This window comes from Blautia sp. SF-50 (assembly GCF_900101315.1).
Classification (GTDB): Bacteria; Bacillota; Clostridia; order Lachnospirales; family Lachnospiraceae; genus Blautia_A; species Blautia_A fusiformis.
This window is the reverse complement of record NZ_FMUW01000030.1, coordinates 20,437-35,456: the sequence shown is the minus strand read 5'-3', so window position 1 is coordinate 35,456 and position 15,020 is coordinate 20,437. Positions and strand designations below refer to the sequence as shown.

The window sequence follows — 15,020 nt, the reverse complement described above, 5'->3', positions numbered from 1 at the left end:
GCGCTTCTTTCCCTGATAATGGAATGACGTCTGATTTCTTTGGATATGGTACTTGGATCCTTGCTTAATTCTATTGCAATACTTCTAAATGAATCACCGTTATTTAAATGCTGTTCGATTATAATACGTGCAGATAAGTCAAGATGTTTTTGGTTGCCTTTTGGTCTTCCTGTATTCATTTTATCCTCCTTCTGCACAGGCAGGGGATCATCTGCAGTAGTATTTTATAAAAAGAAGAAGGAAAAATCCATGCAGAAGTAATTTCTACAGGTATAGAATTTACTCTTGCAAGGTAGAATTTAAAAATTCATTTAACTGATTTTTTTTCTTGCAGATCAAAAAAAGAACATTTGTTTGAAACTTTTGCCAAGTGAAGATTGTAAGTTTTACTCAGTTATGCTATAATGTGTTGGAAAAAATTTAAGAAAAGGAAATATCATTATGTCAGTGATACATGCGATTATATTGGGAATCATTCAGGGAATCACCGAATTTCTGCCGGTGAGCAGCTTCGGACATCTCTGTGGAGTGCAGGATCTTTTGGGCGGTACCAGAGGCTCCGGTGTGCTTTTTGAAGTGATGCTCCATCTGGGAACCATGATAGCTCTGATCCTTGTTTTTATGAAGGACATCAAGAAGATCGGGATCGAGCTGATCGGAATGATACTGGATCTGATCGGAAATGCCAATATTTTTCTCTATAACCGTAGGACTGGGAAAGAGCTTACCTACGCAAAGATCATAAGCGGAACTTACCGGAAGCTTACTGCCCTGATCATGGTATCCACCATTCCTACAGTCTTGATCGGATATCAGTGCAAACGACTTGTTGTGCGAAGCGCATCCTCACACATGTTTTCCGGGATCGGAATCCTTCTTACAGGTGTGATCCTCCTTGTTGTGGACTACAGTAATGTCAATGGCAGCAAGGGAACAAAAGAAACCAGCTTCGGAGATGCTATGTGGATGGGTATCTGCCAGGGCCTTTCTGTGTTTCCGGGCCTTTCCAGGCTTGGACTTACCATGAGTGCAGGACTTTTCTGCGGTCTCGGACGGAAGTTTGCAGTGAAATATTCGCTGCTGATGAGCATTCCGGCTGTGGTGGGAGCTTTTTTTGTGGAGATGGGAGAGTTCACTTCTGTTCATATGACTGTTGGCCAGGGATTTACTTATGTTCTTGGAATGATCGTGGCCGGGATCACAGGCTATCTGGTGATCCGTTTTATGCTTAAGCTTTCGAATCAGGTCAGACTGCGTTATTTTGCATTTTATTCTTTTGCAGCCGGAATCCTTATTCTGGTAGCGAATTATATTTGATATCAACTGGGAGGAGTCTGACAATGGCAGCTTCAAAAACGACAAAAAAAAGAAAAAGAAAACCTGCGGCGAAGCAGCAGCCTGTCGGTAACCGCTTTCAGACAGAGATCCTGATTCTTGTGATGTTTGCGGCCTGCCTGATCCTGATGATCAGTGCATTTGGTATGGGAGGGATCGTAGGAAATGCCATCAGTGCCGTATGCTTTGGCATCATGGGACTTTGTGCATATATTTTCCCGATCCTGCTTTTTGCCGGAGTTACGTTCCTGATCGTGAACAATACCAACCGCCTTGCCTACAAAAAGGTACTGGCGGGCGTGGTATTTTTTGTGTTCCTCTGCGGCTTTCTTCAGCTGATCACAGAGGGCTATACGCCAAGTACCACGTTTTCGGATTATTATTCACTGAGTTCGGAATACCGTACCGGTGGTGGAGTATTCGGTGGTGCAGTATGTATTTCCACAGCATCCGCTTTTGGCGTTGTGGGCGGAACTGTGATCATCGTTCTGGTGCTTCTTGTGTCTCTCATCATCATAACACAGAGATCCTTCTTCGGATTTATGAATAAGATCCTGGACTTTTTTACAGATGCAGCAAGAGAGGGCAGAGAAGCTTATCTTGAGGGACAGCCGGACAGAGAAAAGCAGAAGGAGCTTCGCAGAAAGATCCGTGCGGAAAAAAGAGCGGAGAAGATCCGCCGGCTGGAAGAAGAGCTGGAGGAAGAAGAACTTGCCCTTACAGAGAAAGATCCGGAAAATATCTCAAAAAAACAAAAGAAAAAAACAAGAAGATCGCAGAAAGAAAGACAGGCTGCGGTGAAGGCGAACCGGGAAGGAGAATTTAATCTTCCTTCTTTCCTTGATGAACAAAAGGCTGTACTTCCGGCAGATACAGATCTGACAGAAGAGGATCCAGGGCTTGATGAGAAACCGGAGGAGCATGCTCAGCCGCTGGAATTCCAGATCCACCGTTCACAGTCCCAGCCGGCCCGGGAAGAGTCGGAGGAGCCGGATTTCGAAAGAGAAATGCAGGAAGCCGAAGAGGAGGATGCTTATGCCGGCTACGAGGATGTGGATATTCCCGAGATGCAGCAGATCCTGCCGGCAAAGACAGCTGCAGCAGCAAAAGCTTCCCGGGAAACAGGAAAGGCAGCCGTTCCCGCTGAGATAAAGGAGGATCCTCAGCCGGAAGCTGAACAGAAGGCATCCCATCAACCCTCCAGAAACCCGAAGTCATCTCAGACAGAGATCGAGCATGGGATCAGAAATATTCAGCATGAGATCAGCCAGGGAGAAGCTCCGGAGAAGAAACCATATCAGTATCCGCCGCTGAAGCTTCTGAAGCGCGGAGATGGCAGATCTCAGGGAGATTCCGATGCACATCTGCGCAAAACAGCGCAGAAGCTTCAGGAAACCCTGCATAATTTCGGCGTCAATGTAACCGTTACCAATGTGAGCTGCGGACCTACCGTTACCCGCTATGAGCTGCAGCCGGAAATGGGTGTGAAGGTCAGCAAGATCGTTGGTCTTTCCGATGATATCAAGCTGAATCTTGCTACACCGGATATCCGCATCGAAGCACCGATACCGGGAAAGGCAGCCGTGGGGATCGAGGTCCCGAACAAGGAGAACAGCCCGGTCATGCTGAGGGATCTTCTTCAGTCAGAGGAGTTTAAAAATGCAAAATCCAAGCTGTCCTTTGCAGCAGGTAAGGATATTGCCGGAAAACCGGTAGTGGCAGATATTGCCAAGATGCCGCATCTTCTTATCGCCGGAGCAACCGGCTCCGGAAAATCCGTCTGCATCAATACGCTGATCATCAGCATCCTTTATAAGGCTACACCGGATGAGGTGCGTCTGATCATGATCGATCCGAAGGTGGTGGAGCTCAGTGTATATAACGGGATCCCGCACCTGTTCATTCCGGTGGTCACAGATCCGAAGAAAGCGGCCGGTGCGCTGAACTGGGCTGTTTCCGAGATGACCAGCCGTTACAATGCTTTTGCGGAATATGGGGTACGTAATCTTGGAGAATATAACAAAAAGGTTGCCAATATGCGGGTCCCGGAGGGAGAAAAGGCACCTGAGAAGATGCCGCAGATCGTGATCATCGTGGACGAGCTTGCGGATCTTATGATGGTTGCGCCGGGAGAAGTTGAGGATGCGATCTGCCGTCTGGCCCAGCTGGCACGTGCAGCAGGTATCCATCTGATCATTGCTACCCAGAGGCCATCGGTCAATGTCATCACAGGTCTGATCAAGGCCAATATGCCGTCCAGGATCGCATTTTCCGTATCTTCCGGTGTGGATTCCAGGACGATCCTGGATATGAACGGTGCCGAGAAGCTTCTTGGCAAGGGCGATATGCTGTTTTATCCTCAGGGGTATCAGAAGCCGGCCAGACTGCAGGGCGCTTTTGTTTCAGATGAGGAGGTCAGTGCAGTCGTAGAATATGTTTCTGACAAAAATCAGGGTGCTGTTTATGATACCTCCATCGAGAAGCAGGTCAATACAGCCGGTGTCCCGGGAGGAGCCGGCGGCGGTGACAGAGATGTCTATTTTACAGAAGCCGGTAAATTTATCATTGAGAAGGAAAAGGCCTCCATCGGTATGCTCCAGCGTATGTTCAAGATCGGATTTAACCGTGCGGCAAGGATCATGGATCAGCTTTGTGACGCAGGAGTGGTAGGTCCGGAGGAAGGAACCAAGCCAAGGAAGGTTTTGATGTCAGCAGAAGAATTTGAGAATTATCTGGAGGAGAACGGCGGATGAAAATAAGTATCCTGACAGTAGGGAAGATCAAGGAAAAATATCTGCGGGATGCCATTGCGGAGTATTCCAAGCGCCTCGGGCGTTACTGCAAGCTGGAGATCATAGAAGTGTCCGACGAAAAAACACCGGATAATGCCAGCGAAACAGTAGAAGATGCCATTCGGAACAAGGAAGGGGAGCGTCTTCTTAAATATATCCGGGATGATGCGTTTGTGATCACTCTGGAGATCGGAGGCGAACAGCTGACCTCTGAGAACTTCGCTCGGAAGATCAACGAGCTGGGAATACGTGGGACTAGCCATATCCAGTTTGTGATCGGCGGCTCTATCGGTCTTGGAAAAGAAGTACTGAAGAGATCAGACTATGCTTTAAGCTTTTCGAAGATGACATTTCCTCATCAGCTGATGCGTGTGATCCTTCTGGAACAGATCTACCGCAGCTATCGTATCATCAGCGGAGAACCCTATCATAAATAATATCATACTACATATCCGCAAATATCTTGACAATTTTCGGATATGTAGTATGATAAAAAAAGAGTAGCACTCGAAGCTCAAGAGTGCTAATAATCACAGAAAGAAGGAAATGAATATGGCATTAAAACCAGTTGCAGACAGAGTTATCGTAAAATATTTTGAGACAGAAGACAAAACCGCATCCGGCATCGTACTTCCGGACAGCTCCAAGGAGAAAACCCAGCAGGCAGAGGTTATCGCAGTAGGTGGCGGTAAGGTCGTAGACGGTAAAGAAGTACCGGTACAGGTAAAGCCGGGCGACCGTGTGATCTACGGAAAATACACAGGAACCGAGATCAAATATGAGGGTGAGAAATATCTGGTGATCAACGCAGATGATATCATTGCCATCGTAAAAGATTGATGAAGAATTTTTATCGTAATTTTCTGAAATTATGCTCCATGCTGGTGCAGCAGAATGTAGTGACCTTAAGTGTCAATCTTGCGGACAACATTATGCTTGGAGCCTTCAGCGAAACTGCATTATCCGGTGTGACCACCGTAAACCAGGTACAGTTCGTCTTTCAGCAGCTGCTTATGGCTCTGGGAGACGAACTTGTCATATTCGGAAGTCAGTACTGGGGAAAGAAAGAGACAGAGCCGGTAAGGAAGATCAGTGCCTGGGCCATGCGCACAGGCTTTTTTATTGCCCTTATGCTGTTTATCCTGGCCAGCCTTTTTCCAACACAGCTGCTGGGGCTTTTTACAACAGACCAGACGATTATCAAAGCCGGTCTTTCCTATCTGGCGATCATCCGGTTTACTTACTTTTTCTTTGCAGTGACGCAGATCCTGCTTGCTACACTGCGCTGTGTGGAAATTGCAGGGGTTGCCTTCGGGCTTTCGATAATGACTTAAGTGTAGTAATGGTAGGAATGTCCTATCAGATGCCGACAAACGGTGGTATCATTCGGGGAAGCGGAAGCATCGCTTATTCCATGAAGGTGGACCTGATCAGTACCTGGGGATTGTGATCCCTCTGTCCATGTTTATGGTATTTGTGGTCAAGGCATCTCCGGCAGTGGTGGTATGCTGCCTGAATGCAGATCAGATCTTTAAATGCGTGCCTGCATTTTTGAAGTGCAATTACGGACACTGGATCAAAAATATGACGAATTAAGGAAATATATATAGATCAGAGGCAAGATACAGAAAATTTATCTTGACGCCTGTGTGATCTGTATGTAGAATAAATACAAGCTTTAACGAAATGCAGTAAAAAAATCTCTGAAGAGCCAGGGACAGCTTGACAAAGGTAATATGGTATAGTATTATCTTACCTATATCATATTAAACTGGTGGGAAAAGAGGAATACTCACTGAAACACAGGAGGAACAGGAAATGAGAAAAAAAGTACTGGCAGCGCTTCTGGCAGCTGCAGTGGCAGGAACAACTGTTATGTCAGGAATGACTGCTTTTGCAGCAGAAACAGAAGGAACCAAGGCGGAAGGCGGAAATATTACCATTGCAGAAACAGCAGATCCGCAGAACATCAATCCGCTTTATGTTGTGGATCAGACAAGCTTCGATATGATGCAGGCACTGTACAGCCCGTTTTTTGAGATCGTGAACGGAGAGATGTATTACGGAAACGGACTTTGCGAAAGTGTAACAGCCAATGATGATGCCAGTGAATTCACACTGAAGCTCAAAGACGGACTGAAATGGCATGACGGTCAGCCGATCACAGCCGATGATGTGGTATTCACCATGCAGGTGCTGGTAGATGAGAAGCAGAATGTTCCGTATTCTTCTTACGGATACGTTAATGACAAGGCAGTAGAGGCAGAGAAGGTTGATGACCTTACAGTCAAGATTTCCCTTGGATCATCTTCCGCAGGATTTCTTGGCGGACTGAGCCAGGTTTACTGTATTCCGAAGCATATTTATGACGGCGTGGAGAATATCGGAGAAAGTGATCTCAACAATGAACCGGTGGGAAGTGGTCCTTTTAAGTTCGAGGAATATAAATCCGGAGAGTATTATAAAGTAACAAAATTCGATGACTATTTTGATGATGTAAATCTGGATTCCATCACCTTCAAGATTGTAAAGGATTCCAGCTCCGCCAATGCGGCACTTGCAAGCGGAGATCTGGATGCACGTTTGATCAGTGCAGATGATTACGATACCGTCAGTGCTTACGATAACGTAAACATCAATACCTATAATTCCGGACGTGTCAACGCCATGTTCATGAATGAGCTGAACGAAGATCTTCAGGATGTAAAGGTACGTCAGGCGATCGCATACGCACTGAATAAAGAGGAGTTCTGTCAGTTTGCTTTCCTTTCCGAGGATTATGCAGAGCCTGCAGATTCTATTTTTACACCGGATACACTCTACTATACAAAACCGGACAATACCTACGACAATGATCCGGCTAAAGCACAGGAGCTCCTTTCCGAAGCAGGAAAGACAAGTCTTTCTCTGAATCTGATGTATATCTCCACAGATAAGACAATGGAGAGTGAGGCTCTGTATGTACAGTCTGCCCTTGCCAATGTAGGAATCACCATCAATCTTCTTCCTACAGATGAGTCTACCTTCAAGAATAAGACAAAGGATCCGGAGTGCACAGATTATGATCTGGTACTGAGCTTCTACACTCTGGGAGAAGAGCCGAGCCTTTATGCAGACATGAGTTCTTCCGTCAGCCGTTCCAACTATTCCAGGATCAAGGATACAGATCTGGATGCATTGTGGGAAGAGGGCAACAGCACTGCAGATGAGACAAAACGTGGCGAGATTTATAAGGAGATCCAGAATACGATCAATGATAACATGTATATCTATCCGATCGCTTATTCCAATGGTTTCTATGCGGTAAGTAAAGATTTCGGAGGCTTTGATGAATGTCTGTTAAAAACTATTTATTATGATTATTCCAAGATCTACACATTGGAGAAATAAATAATTTTATAGCGGATGAATACCGGAAACAGAAAGAGGCTGACGCGTTTTTGCGCCAGCCGATTTCCTGTTTTCGGGGAAAATAAAGGAGGTACATTTTGAAGAAGATCGTAAACCGTCTGATACAGTGTATTCTGACACTGTTTATTGTCTCTGTTCTCTGCTTTGCACTGACAAAAGCAGCGCCCGGAGATCCTGTCCTGACTTATGTGGAACCAAATATGAGTGAAGAATATATCCAGAACCTGAGAGAAAGCCTGGGACTTACAAAGCCTGTCTATGAGCAGTACTTTCTGTGGCTGGGAAGGATCCTTCACGGGAATTTCGGAAATTCCCTGATGAATAACCGACCGGTCCTGACACAGATGCTGGAGAGGCTTCCCGCAACCGTGATCCTAATGGGAACCAGCATGCTGCTTGGTTTTCTCATTGCCATTGTACTGGGCCTGTATTCCGGAAAGAATAAAAATGGTGTTCTGGATAAGATCACCAGCATGTTCTGTTATGTAGGTATCTCCATTCCTACGTTCTGGTTCGGTATCATGCTGATCTATCTCTTCAGTGTGCATCTCCATATCCTGCCAAGTATCGGTATGCATTCAGACGGCAACCGTTCCTTAGGAGATCTGATCCTTCATATGGTCATGCCCTGCGCAGTTCTGACCTTTGCAAATGCGTCACAGTACATACGGTATTTAAGAAGCAGTACCATTACGGAAATGTCCTCCGATTATGTTATGGTGCAGAAGGCTTACGGAATGAAAGAGTCTGGAATCCTTTTCCGGCATGTACTGAAAAATGCCATGCTTCCTATGATCACAGTTCTCGGAATGAGCCTGCAGTCTCTGGTTTCCGGTGCCATTATCACCGAGCAGGTTTTTGCATGGCCGGGAATCGGTCAGCTGGCAGTGACCGCTGTTATGCAGTATGATTATCCCCTGATCATGGGAATCACCATGTTTACCGCGCTTCTCGTGGTGCTCGGAAATCTTCTGGCAGATATCCTGTATGCTGTCTTTGATCCGAGGATCCGCAAAGCAGGATGTTAGGAGGTAAAGGGACATGAGAGAAAATATCTGGAAAAATATCAAACTTGGTTTTAAGACAAATAAACTTGCAGTGGTAGGTGCAGCAGCGATCATCCTGCTGGCACTGATCTCCATTTTTGCCTTTTTGTATCCGGTAGATCCCAATGCCATCAGCGCCACAGAGAGACTGAATGCTCCTTCCATGGCGCATCTTTTCGGTACGGATGATATGGGACGGGATTATCTGGCCCGCTGTATTTACGGAGGAAGAGCATCCCTTCTGGTGGGCTTCCTTTCCATGGTGCTTTCGACAGCCCTTGGTGTGATCATCGGTTCCATCAGCGGTTTTGTGGGAGGAACGGTGGATGCGGTGCTGATGCGTCTGGTGGATGCACTGATGAGCCTTCCGACATTTCTGATCATGATCGTTATGAATGCCTTCCTGAAACCGGGACTTCAGAACATTGTCCTGATCATCGGCTTTCTGACCTGGATGAACATTGCCAGGATCGTCCGTGGCGAGACCATTTCCCTGAACGAGAGAGAGTATGTCATCTATGCAAAGATCTCCGGACAGAAGAAATTCTCCACCATTGTACATCATATCCTGCCTAACATCATGCCTACCATTATCGTGGCTGCAACCATGAACATTGCCAATGCCATCCTGATGGAATCTGCACTGAGCTTTTTCGGCCTGGGTATCCAGCCGCCTACGGCTTCCTGGGGAAGTATGCTGAGCAATGCACAGCGCTATATCCAGCAGGCACCGTATCTGGCTATTTTCCCCGGAATCCTGATCCTGATCACGGTCGTCAGCTTCAATTATCTGGGAGAAGTATTAAGAAAAGTATTCGAGCCCAAGTAAGGAGGACATTTACATATGGAAAAATTACTGGAAGTAAAAGATCTGAAGGTGTCTTTCTTTACAGACCTTGGAGAGACACAGGCAGTAAAAGGTGCAGGCTTTGCCATCGGTGAGGGGGATTTTTTCGGGATCGTAGGAGAGTCCGGAAGCGGAAAAAGCGTGACCACCAAATCCATTCTCCGTCTCGGACCATCCAACTGTAAGATCATGGGTGGTGAGATCCTGTTCCGGGGAGAAGATATCCTGAAGAAAAATGAAGCAGAGCTCCGTGAGATTCGCGGTGGTGAGATCGCCATGATCTTTCAGGATTCTCTTTCCGCACTGAATCCGGTTTACACTGTTGGCAATAAGATGGTAGAGCTGATCCGGCGCCATACCAATATGAACAAAAAAGAAGCAAAGGCCCGGGTGCTGGAGCTTCTCACAGCCGTTGGCATCACAGACCCGGAAAAGGCTATGAACAGCTATCCCCACGAGCTTTCCGGCGGTATGCGCCAGCGTGTGATGATCGCCATGGCCATGAGCAGTGATCCGAAGATCCTGATCGCAGATGAGCCGACCACAGCCCTGGATGTTACGATCCAGGCGCAGATCCTTCATCTGCTTCTGGAACTTCAGAAAAAAAACAATATGAGCATCATCCTGATCACCCATGATCTGGGCGTTGTAGCGCAGACCTGTAAACGGGTAGCTGTCATGTGTGGTGGCTACGTGGTGGAAGAGGGAACTGTAGAAGAGATTTTTCTTCATCCGGGACATCCCTATACACAGGCACTGATCGCAAGCATGCCGCGGGTGGGAGGTACCTTTGAACAGTTTCTGGAGAGAGATCTTTCGGACGGAAACGGTGATCTGTGTCCCTTCCTGAATCGCTGTAAATATGCGGACAAAAACTGTGAAGCCTGTCTTCCGAAATATTATGAGGCTTCAGAGGGACACAGGATATTCTGTCACAGAAGGGAGGAGAAGAGATGAGCAAGCCCTTAATTGAAGTAAAAGATCTGAAAGTATATTTTAAACAGAAATCTCCGAAGCTTCTGTCCTTTAAGCCGGGCATACTGAAGGCTGTGGATCAGGTAAGCTTTTCGATTGAAAAGGGGAAAACCTTCGGTCTGGTAGGAGAATCCGGAAGCGGAAAATCTACCATCGGAAAGGCAATCCTACGTTATCATAAACCCACAGGCGGTGAGATTTTTTATGAAGGAACAGAGATCGGAGCCATGGGGGAAAAAGAACTGCTTCCATACCGCAAAAAAATGCAGTCCGTTTTTCAGGATCCCTATTCCTCTCTGGACCCAAGCCATACAGTGCAGGATATCATCTGTGAGCCTATGGCGATCCATAAAATGTACACGCAGAAAGAACGTAAGGAGCGTGCAAAAGAACTGATCCGCGTGGTTGGCCTTAAAGAGCAGGATCTTCTGAAGTATCCTCATGAGTTCTCCGGCGGACAGCGTCAGAGGATTTCCATTGCAAGAGCACTTTCCGTACAGCCGGAATTTGTAGTCTGCGATGAGCCCATTTCTGCGCTGGATGTTTCCCTGCAGGCCCAGATCGTTCAGATGCTTCAGGATCTTCAGGAAAAATACGGGCTGACCTATCTGTTCATCAGCCATCAGCTGCAGGTGGTCCAGAAGATCTGTGATGAGATCGGGGTGCTTTATCTTGGAAATCTCATGGAGATCGCAGATGCAGATAAGCTCTATTCCAATCCGCTGCATCCTTATACAAAAATGCTGATCTCCTCGATACCGGTTCCGGACCCGAGAGTCAAAACTCTGGATCAGATCGTTACGGATACCGGAGTACAGTCCAGATCTATCGGGGGCTGTCGCTTCCATAACCGCTGTCCGTGGTGTGAGGAACGCTGCAGACAGGAAACCCCGGCACTTCGTCAGGTGGAGCCGGGACATATGGTAGCATGTCATAAATATCAGGAAAAGAAATAATCATAAAATACGGGAAGGTAAATAAAAAAGTGGACAAAAATATATATAAAAACTATCTGGCGATCCTCCGTGAGGAGATGATCCCAGCTATGGGATGTACAGAACCGATCGCTCTGGCCTATGGTGCGGCAAGAGCAAGAGAGATCCTTGGGAAAGAGCCGGAGCGTATCGTAGCAAAATGTTCCGGAAATATCATCAAAAATGTGCGTTGTGTGATCATTCCCAATTCAGGAGGCTTAAAGGGGATTCCTGCAGGGGTGATTCTTGGGGCGGTGGCAGGAGATGCCTCACTGAATATGGAAGTTCTTTCCAAAGTCGATGAAAAGGGCAGGGCACGCTGCCGGGAACTTCTGGAGGCAGATATCTGTAAGGTGGAGCTTCTGGACACGCCGGTAGTCCTTCACATTATCATCGAAATGTATGCCGGTGAAGATGCCGTCAGCCTGGAGATCAAATACGACCATATCAACGTGACCAGGATCAGCAAAAACGGAGAGATCCTCCTTGATGCAGATAAAGCAGTGGAAGAAAAGGAAGAGACGGACCGCGGCCTGTTAAATCTGGATGATATTCGGGAATTTGCAGATACCGTAGAGCTTTCCGATGTAAAGGAGCTTCTGGATGCGCAGATCAGAAGCAACATGGCCATTGCTCATGAGGGAATGACCGGAAAATACGGCCTGGGTATCGGGCGCGTGATCCGTGAAAATTATTCTCACGATATGCTCACCAGAATGAGAAGTCTTACTGCAGCGGCTTCTGAGGCACGTATGGGTGGCTGTGATATGCCGGTTGTCATCAATTCCGGAAGCGGAAATCAGGGAATTGCATGCTCTGTTCCGCTGATCGTCTATGCAAGAGAGATGGAGCTGCCGGATTACAGCCTCTACAGGGCTCTGGTGTTTTCCAATCTTCTCACAGTTTATCAGAAACAATATATAGGGAAGCTGTCTGCCTTCTGCGGTGCGGTATCGGCCTCCTGTGCAGCCGGAGCTGCCATTACCTATATGGTAGGCGGAGATATTTCCCTGATCAAAAAAACGATCGAGAATACCCTTGCCAATATTCCGGGAATCATCTGTGATGGGGCCAAGATTTCCTGTGCTGCCAAGATCGCAGCCTGTCTTGACGCAGCCTTCCTGGCGCATCATCTTGCCATGAACGGGCAGTCTTATGCACCTTATACAGGAATTCTCCAGGAAGAAACCGCAGAGACCATCAGCTGTGTGGGACAGATCGGAAAAGACGGTATGAAGGAAACAGACAGAGAGATCCTCAAGATCATGCTGGAGCATTGATCCGCATCGGAGACGGCACAGATTAAACAGAAAAGGTTGGATTTATGGACAACGAATTAAGAATTGCAATACTGATCGATGCAGATAATGTATCAGACAAATACATCAAGATCATCGTGGATGAAGTGGCAAACATCGGCATAGCCACCTACAAACGGATCTATGGAGACTGGACCAGTGCACGGCTTTCCTCCTGGAAAAAGGTTCTTCTGGAGGATTCCATCATTCCTATCCAGCAGTACAGCTATACCACCGGAAAAAACGCCACTGATTCGGCGATGATCATTGATGCCATGGATATTCTGTATTCCGGAAATGTGGATGGATATTGTATTGTTTCTTCGGACAGCGATTTCACCCGTCTGGCAGCAAGGCTCCGGGAATCCGGAATGCTGGTCCTGGGTATGGGAGAGGAGAAGACGCCGAAGCCGTTTATTTCCGCATGCAACCAGTTTAAATATCTGGATCTTCTCTACCGCAACCAACAGGAGGAAGAGAAGAAGGAAGATCTGGCTACTGCAGCAGAAGCTAAAAAATCCGGAAACAGCAGCAAACAGAGTAGCTCCGGCTCTAGGAAGAACAAAGATCTCAAGCGGGTGCGCAAGGCCATTAATGCCATCATTGAGAAATTTTCTGACGAAGAGGGATGGCTTTCCTCCGGACAGCTGGGCGATCAGCTTGGGAAACGACTTCCGGATTTTGATGTGCGTAATTACGGATATTCCAAGCTGACCCCCTTTATCAAATCTCTGGGAAATTATGAGACAGGCAGGATCCCCACAGGAAGCGGAGGGAGAAAGCAGATCTATTTCCGGATGAAGGAGGATAAACAATGAAGAATTATCTGGCACCTATGGAGGGCGTAACCAACTGGGTCTACCGGAATGCATATCATGACTGTTTTTATCCCATGGATAAATACTTTACTCCCTTCATCACTGCCAAGCCCAATAAACGTCTCAGCAGCAAGGAGATCAAAGAGGTATCACCGAAAACCAACGGAGATCTTCCGGTGATTCCTCAGATCCTGACCAACAATGCGGAGGATTTTGTGAAAACAGCCCATATCTTCCGGGATGAATACGGACACAGGGAAGTGAATCTCAATCTGGGATGCCCCTCGGGAACTGTTACAGCCAAGGGAAAGGGTGCCGGTTTCCTGGGCGAGCCGGATAAGCTGGAACGTTTTCTGGATGAGATCTTCGAAAAAACCGGGATGGAGATCTCCATAAAAACGAGAGTGGGAACGGATTATGAGGAAGACTGGGAACGGCTTCTTGAGATTTACGGCAGATATCCCCTGAAGGAGCTGATCATCCATCCACGCCTTCTGAAGGATCATTATAAGGGGATTCCCAGATATGGACTGTATGAGGAAGCAAGGGAAAAGCTGAAGGTTCCCCTGGGATATAACGGGGATATTTTTTCAGTGGAGGCTTATCAGGAAATCCGGGAGAAATTTCCGGATGCAGACAGCGTCATGTACGGAAGAGGCCTGATCGCAAGGCCCTATCTTCTGGATGCCATTATGCAAAAAGAAGCCGGAGAGGATCACCGGGAAGAATACCGGAAAAAGTTGCGGCAGTTCCATGACCGTCTTTACCGGGATTATCAGGAATATCTTTCAGGAGAACGAAATGTACTTTTCCGCATGAAGGAATTGTGGAGTTATATGGCACCAAGCTTTACCAATTATGCCAGATATCTGAAAAAGATCAAAAAATCCCAGCATTTTGGTGACTATGAGGCAGCAGTTATGAGCCTTTTTGGAGAACAGGAGATCTTAAAGGTATGAACAGTATAAAAGAAAAATTTGATGAGTTTATTTCCCAGTATCCCATTTTTGAGTATCGTGTGCTGGATACCGGGGATATTAAAGTACAGTCACGTGTACGCACGATCTGTAAACAGGAATGTGAACGTTATGGAAGCACATGGGCCTGTCCTCCGGCAGTGGGAGAGCTGTCAGAATGCGAAAAGAAGATCCGAAGCTATCCGAAAGCAGTTTTCTTTTCCAGCGTTGCGGAGGTATCGGATATCATGAACATGAAGGAGATGCTTTCCACAAGAATGGAACACGAAGCGCTTACAGAGAAGGTACGTGATTTTCTGGAGGGAGAGGGCTATGAGACCTTTACGCTTTCTACGGAATCCTGTGACTTCTGTGAACGCTGTGCCTATCTGGACGGAAAACCATGCCGTTTTCCGGAGCATATGCATCCATGTCTGGAAAGCTATGGCGTGGTAGTCAGTGAGATCGTAGAAAAGGAAGCTATGGAATACAATCTGGGTGGAAATACCATTCTCTGGTTTTCCATGGTGCTGATCCGCAGATAAAAGACAAAAAGCAGATACAGTGA

16 protein-coding genes are annotated in these 15,020 nt (G+C 47.0%); 15 read left to right on the top strand and 1 reads right to left on the bottom strand.

Features of this window, described 5'->3' with window-relative positions; all coding sequences use genetic code 11:
• Nucleotides 1-179, bottom strand: a 179-nt coding sequence (locus BLP57_RS18770) for a helix-turn-helix domain-containing protein (RefSeq protein ID WP_139148857.1), incomplete at its 3' end; no start/stop codon positions are given.
• A 262-nt stretch (nucleotides 180-441) separates the two neighbouring features.
• Here BLP57_RS18770 and BLP57_RS14495 point away from each other — a divergent pair.
• From BLP57_RS14495 to BLP57_RS14430, 15 genes are all read left to right on the top strand, one after another.
• Entirely contained in the window at nucleotides 442-1,317 is an 876-nt protein-coding gene (locus tag BLP57_RS14495; RefSeq protein ID WP_092072732.1) for an undecaprenyl-diphosphate phosphatase, read from the top strand.
• A gap of 23 nt (nucleotides 1,318-1,340) precedes the next feature.
• Nucleotides 1,341-4,088 (top strand): DNA translocase FtsK, encoded by a 2,748-nt coding sequence (locus BLP57_RS14490; RefSeq protein ID WP_021650553.1) that lies wholly within the window; start codon nucleotides 1,341-1,343, stop codon nucleotides 4,086-4,088.
• On the top strand, nucleotides 4,085-4,564 hold the full coding sequence (gene rlmH / locus BLP57_RS14485) for a 23S rRNA (pseudouridine(1915)-N(3))-methyltransferase RlmH (protein WP_021650552.1): 480 nt from the start codon (nucleotides 4,085-4,087) through the stop codon (nucleotides 4,562-4,564). The genes BLP57_RS14490 and rlmH overlap by 4 nt, the downstream gene beginning before the upstream one ends.
• Nucleotides 4,565-4,679: 115 nt before the next feature.
• Nucleotides 4,680-4,967: a co-chaperone GroES gene (gene groES, locus BLP57_RS14480; RefSeq protein WP_044960825.1), complete on the top strand. Its 288-nt coding sequence runs from the start codon at nucleotides 4,680-4,682 to the stop codon at nucleotides 4,965-4,967.
• The gene (locus BLP57_RS14475; RefSeq protein ID WP_330382992.1) at nucleotides 4,967-5,461 is read left to right on the top strand and encodes an MATE family efflux transporter; all 495 of its coding nucleotides are present in this window, start codon (nucleotides 4,967-4,969) and stop codon (nucleotides 5,459-5,461) included. Before groES ends, BLP57_RS14475 begins: the two co-directional genes overlap by 1 nt.
• Nucleotides 5,462-5,573: 112 nt before the next feature.
• Nucleotides 5,574-5,723 (top strand): hypothetical protein, encoded by a 150-nt coding sequence (locus BLP57_RS18610; RefSeq protein WP_330389479.1) that lies wholly within the window; start codon nucleotides 5,574-5,576, stop codon nucleotides 5,721-5,723.
• 222 nt (nucleotides 5,724-5,945) lie between these two features.
• Complete coding sequence (locus tag BLP57_RS14470) at nucleotides 5,946-7,517, top strand: ABC transporter substrate-binding protein (protein WP_021650548.1); 1,572 nt, start codon at nucleotides 5,946-5,948, stop codon at nucleotides 7,515-7,517.
• A 98-nt stretch (nucleotides 7,518-7,615) separates the two neighbouring features.
• Nucleotides 7,616-8,566, top strand: coding sequence for an ABC transporter permease (locus tag BLP57_RS14465; protein WP_021650547.1), 951 nt, complete (start codon nucleotides 7,616-7,618; stop codon nucleotides 8,564-8,566).
• Between the two features lie 13 nt (nucleotides 8,567-8,579).
• Nucleotides 8,580-9,413 carry an ABC transporter permease gene (locus BLP57_RS14460; RefSeq protein WP_021650546.1) on the top strand — a complete coding sequence of 278 codons (834 nt, stop codon included), beginning with the start codon at nucleotides 8,580-8,582 and terminating at the stop codon, nucleotides 9,411-9,413.
• A gap of 15 nt (nucleotides 9,414-9,428) precedes the next feature.
• The gene (locus BLP57_RS14455; RefSeq protein WP_092072729.1) at nucleotides 9,429-10,388 is read left to right on the top strand and encodes an ABC transporter ATP-binding protein; all 960 of its coding nucleotides are present in this window, start codon (nucleotides 9,429-9,431) and stop codon (nucleotides 10,386-10,388) included.
• Entirely contained in the window at nucleotides 10,385-11,362 is a 978-nt protein-coding gene (locus BLP57_RS14450) for an ABC transporter ATP-binding protein (RefSeq protein WP_021650544.1), read from the top strand. The genes BLP57_RS14455 and BLP57_RS14450 overlap by 4 nt, the downstream gene beginning before the upstream one ends.
• A gap of 77 nt (nucleotides 11,363-11,439) precedes the next feature.
• On the top strand, nucleotides 11,440-12,660 hold the full coding sequence (locus BLP57_RS14445) for an L-cysteine desulfidase family protein (protein ID WP_092072738.1): 1,221 nt from the start codon (nucleotides 11,440-11,442) through the stop codon (nucleotides 12,658-12,660).
• Between the two features lie 44 nt (nucleotides 12,661-12,704).
• Nucleotides 12,705-13,496, top strand: a complete 792-nt coding sequence (locus BLP57_RS14440; protein WP_022426781.1) for an NYN domain-containing protein — start codon at nucleotides 12,705-12,707, stop codon at nucleotides 13,494-13,496.
• Nucleotides 13,493-14,455, top strand: coding sequence for a tRNA dihydrouridine synthase (locus BLP57_RS14435; protein WP_092072726.1), 963 nt, complete (start codon nucleotides 13,493-13,495; stop codon nucleotides 14,453-14,455). The genes BLP57_RS14440 and BLP57_RS14435 overlap by 4 nt, the downstream gene beginning before the upstream one ends.
• Nucleotides 14,452-14,997: a DUF2284 domain-containing protein gene (locus BLP57_RS14430; protein WP_015524841.1), complete on the top strand. Its 546-nt coding sequence runs from the start codon at nucleotides 14,452-14,454 to the stop codon at nucleotides 14,995-14,997. The genes BLP57_RS14435 and BLP57_RS14430 overlap by 4 nt, the downstream gene beginning before the upstream one ends.
• The last annotated feature ends 23 nt before the right edge of the window (nucleotides 14,998-15,020 follow it).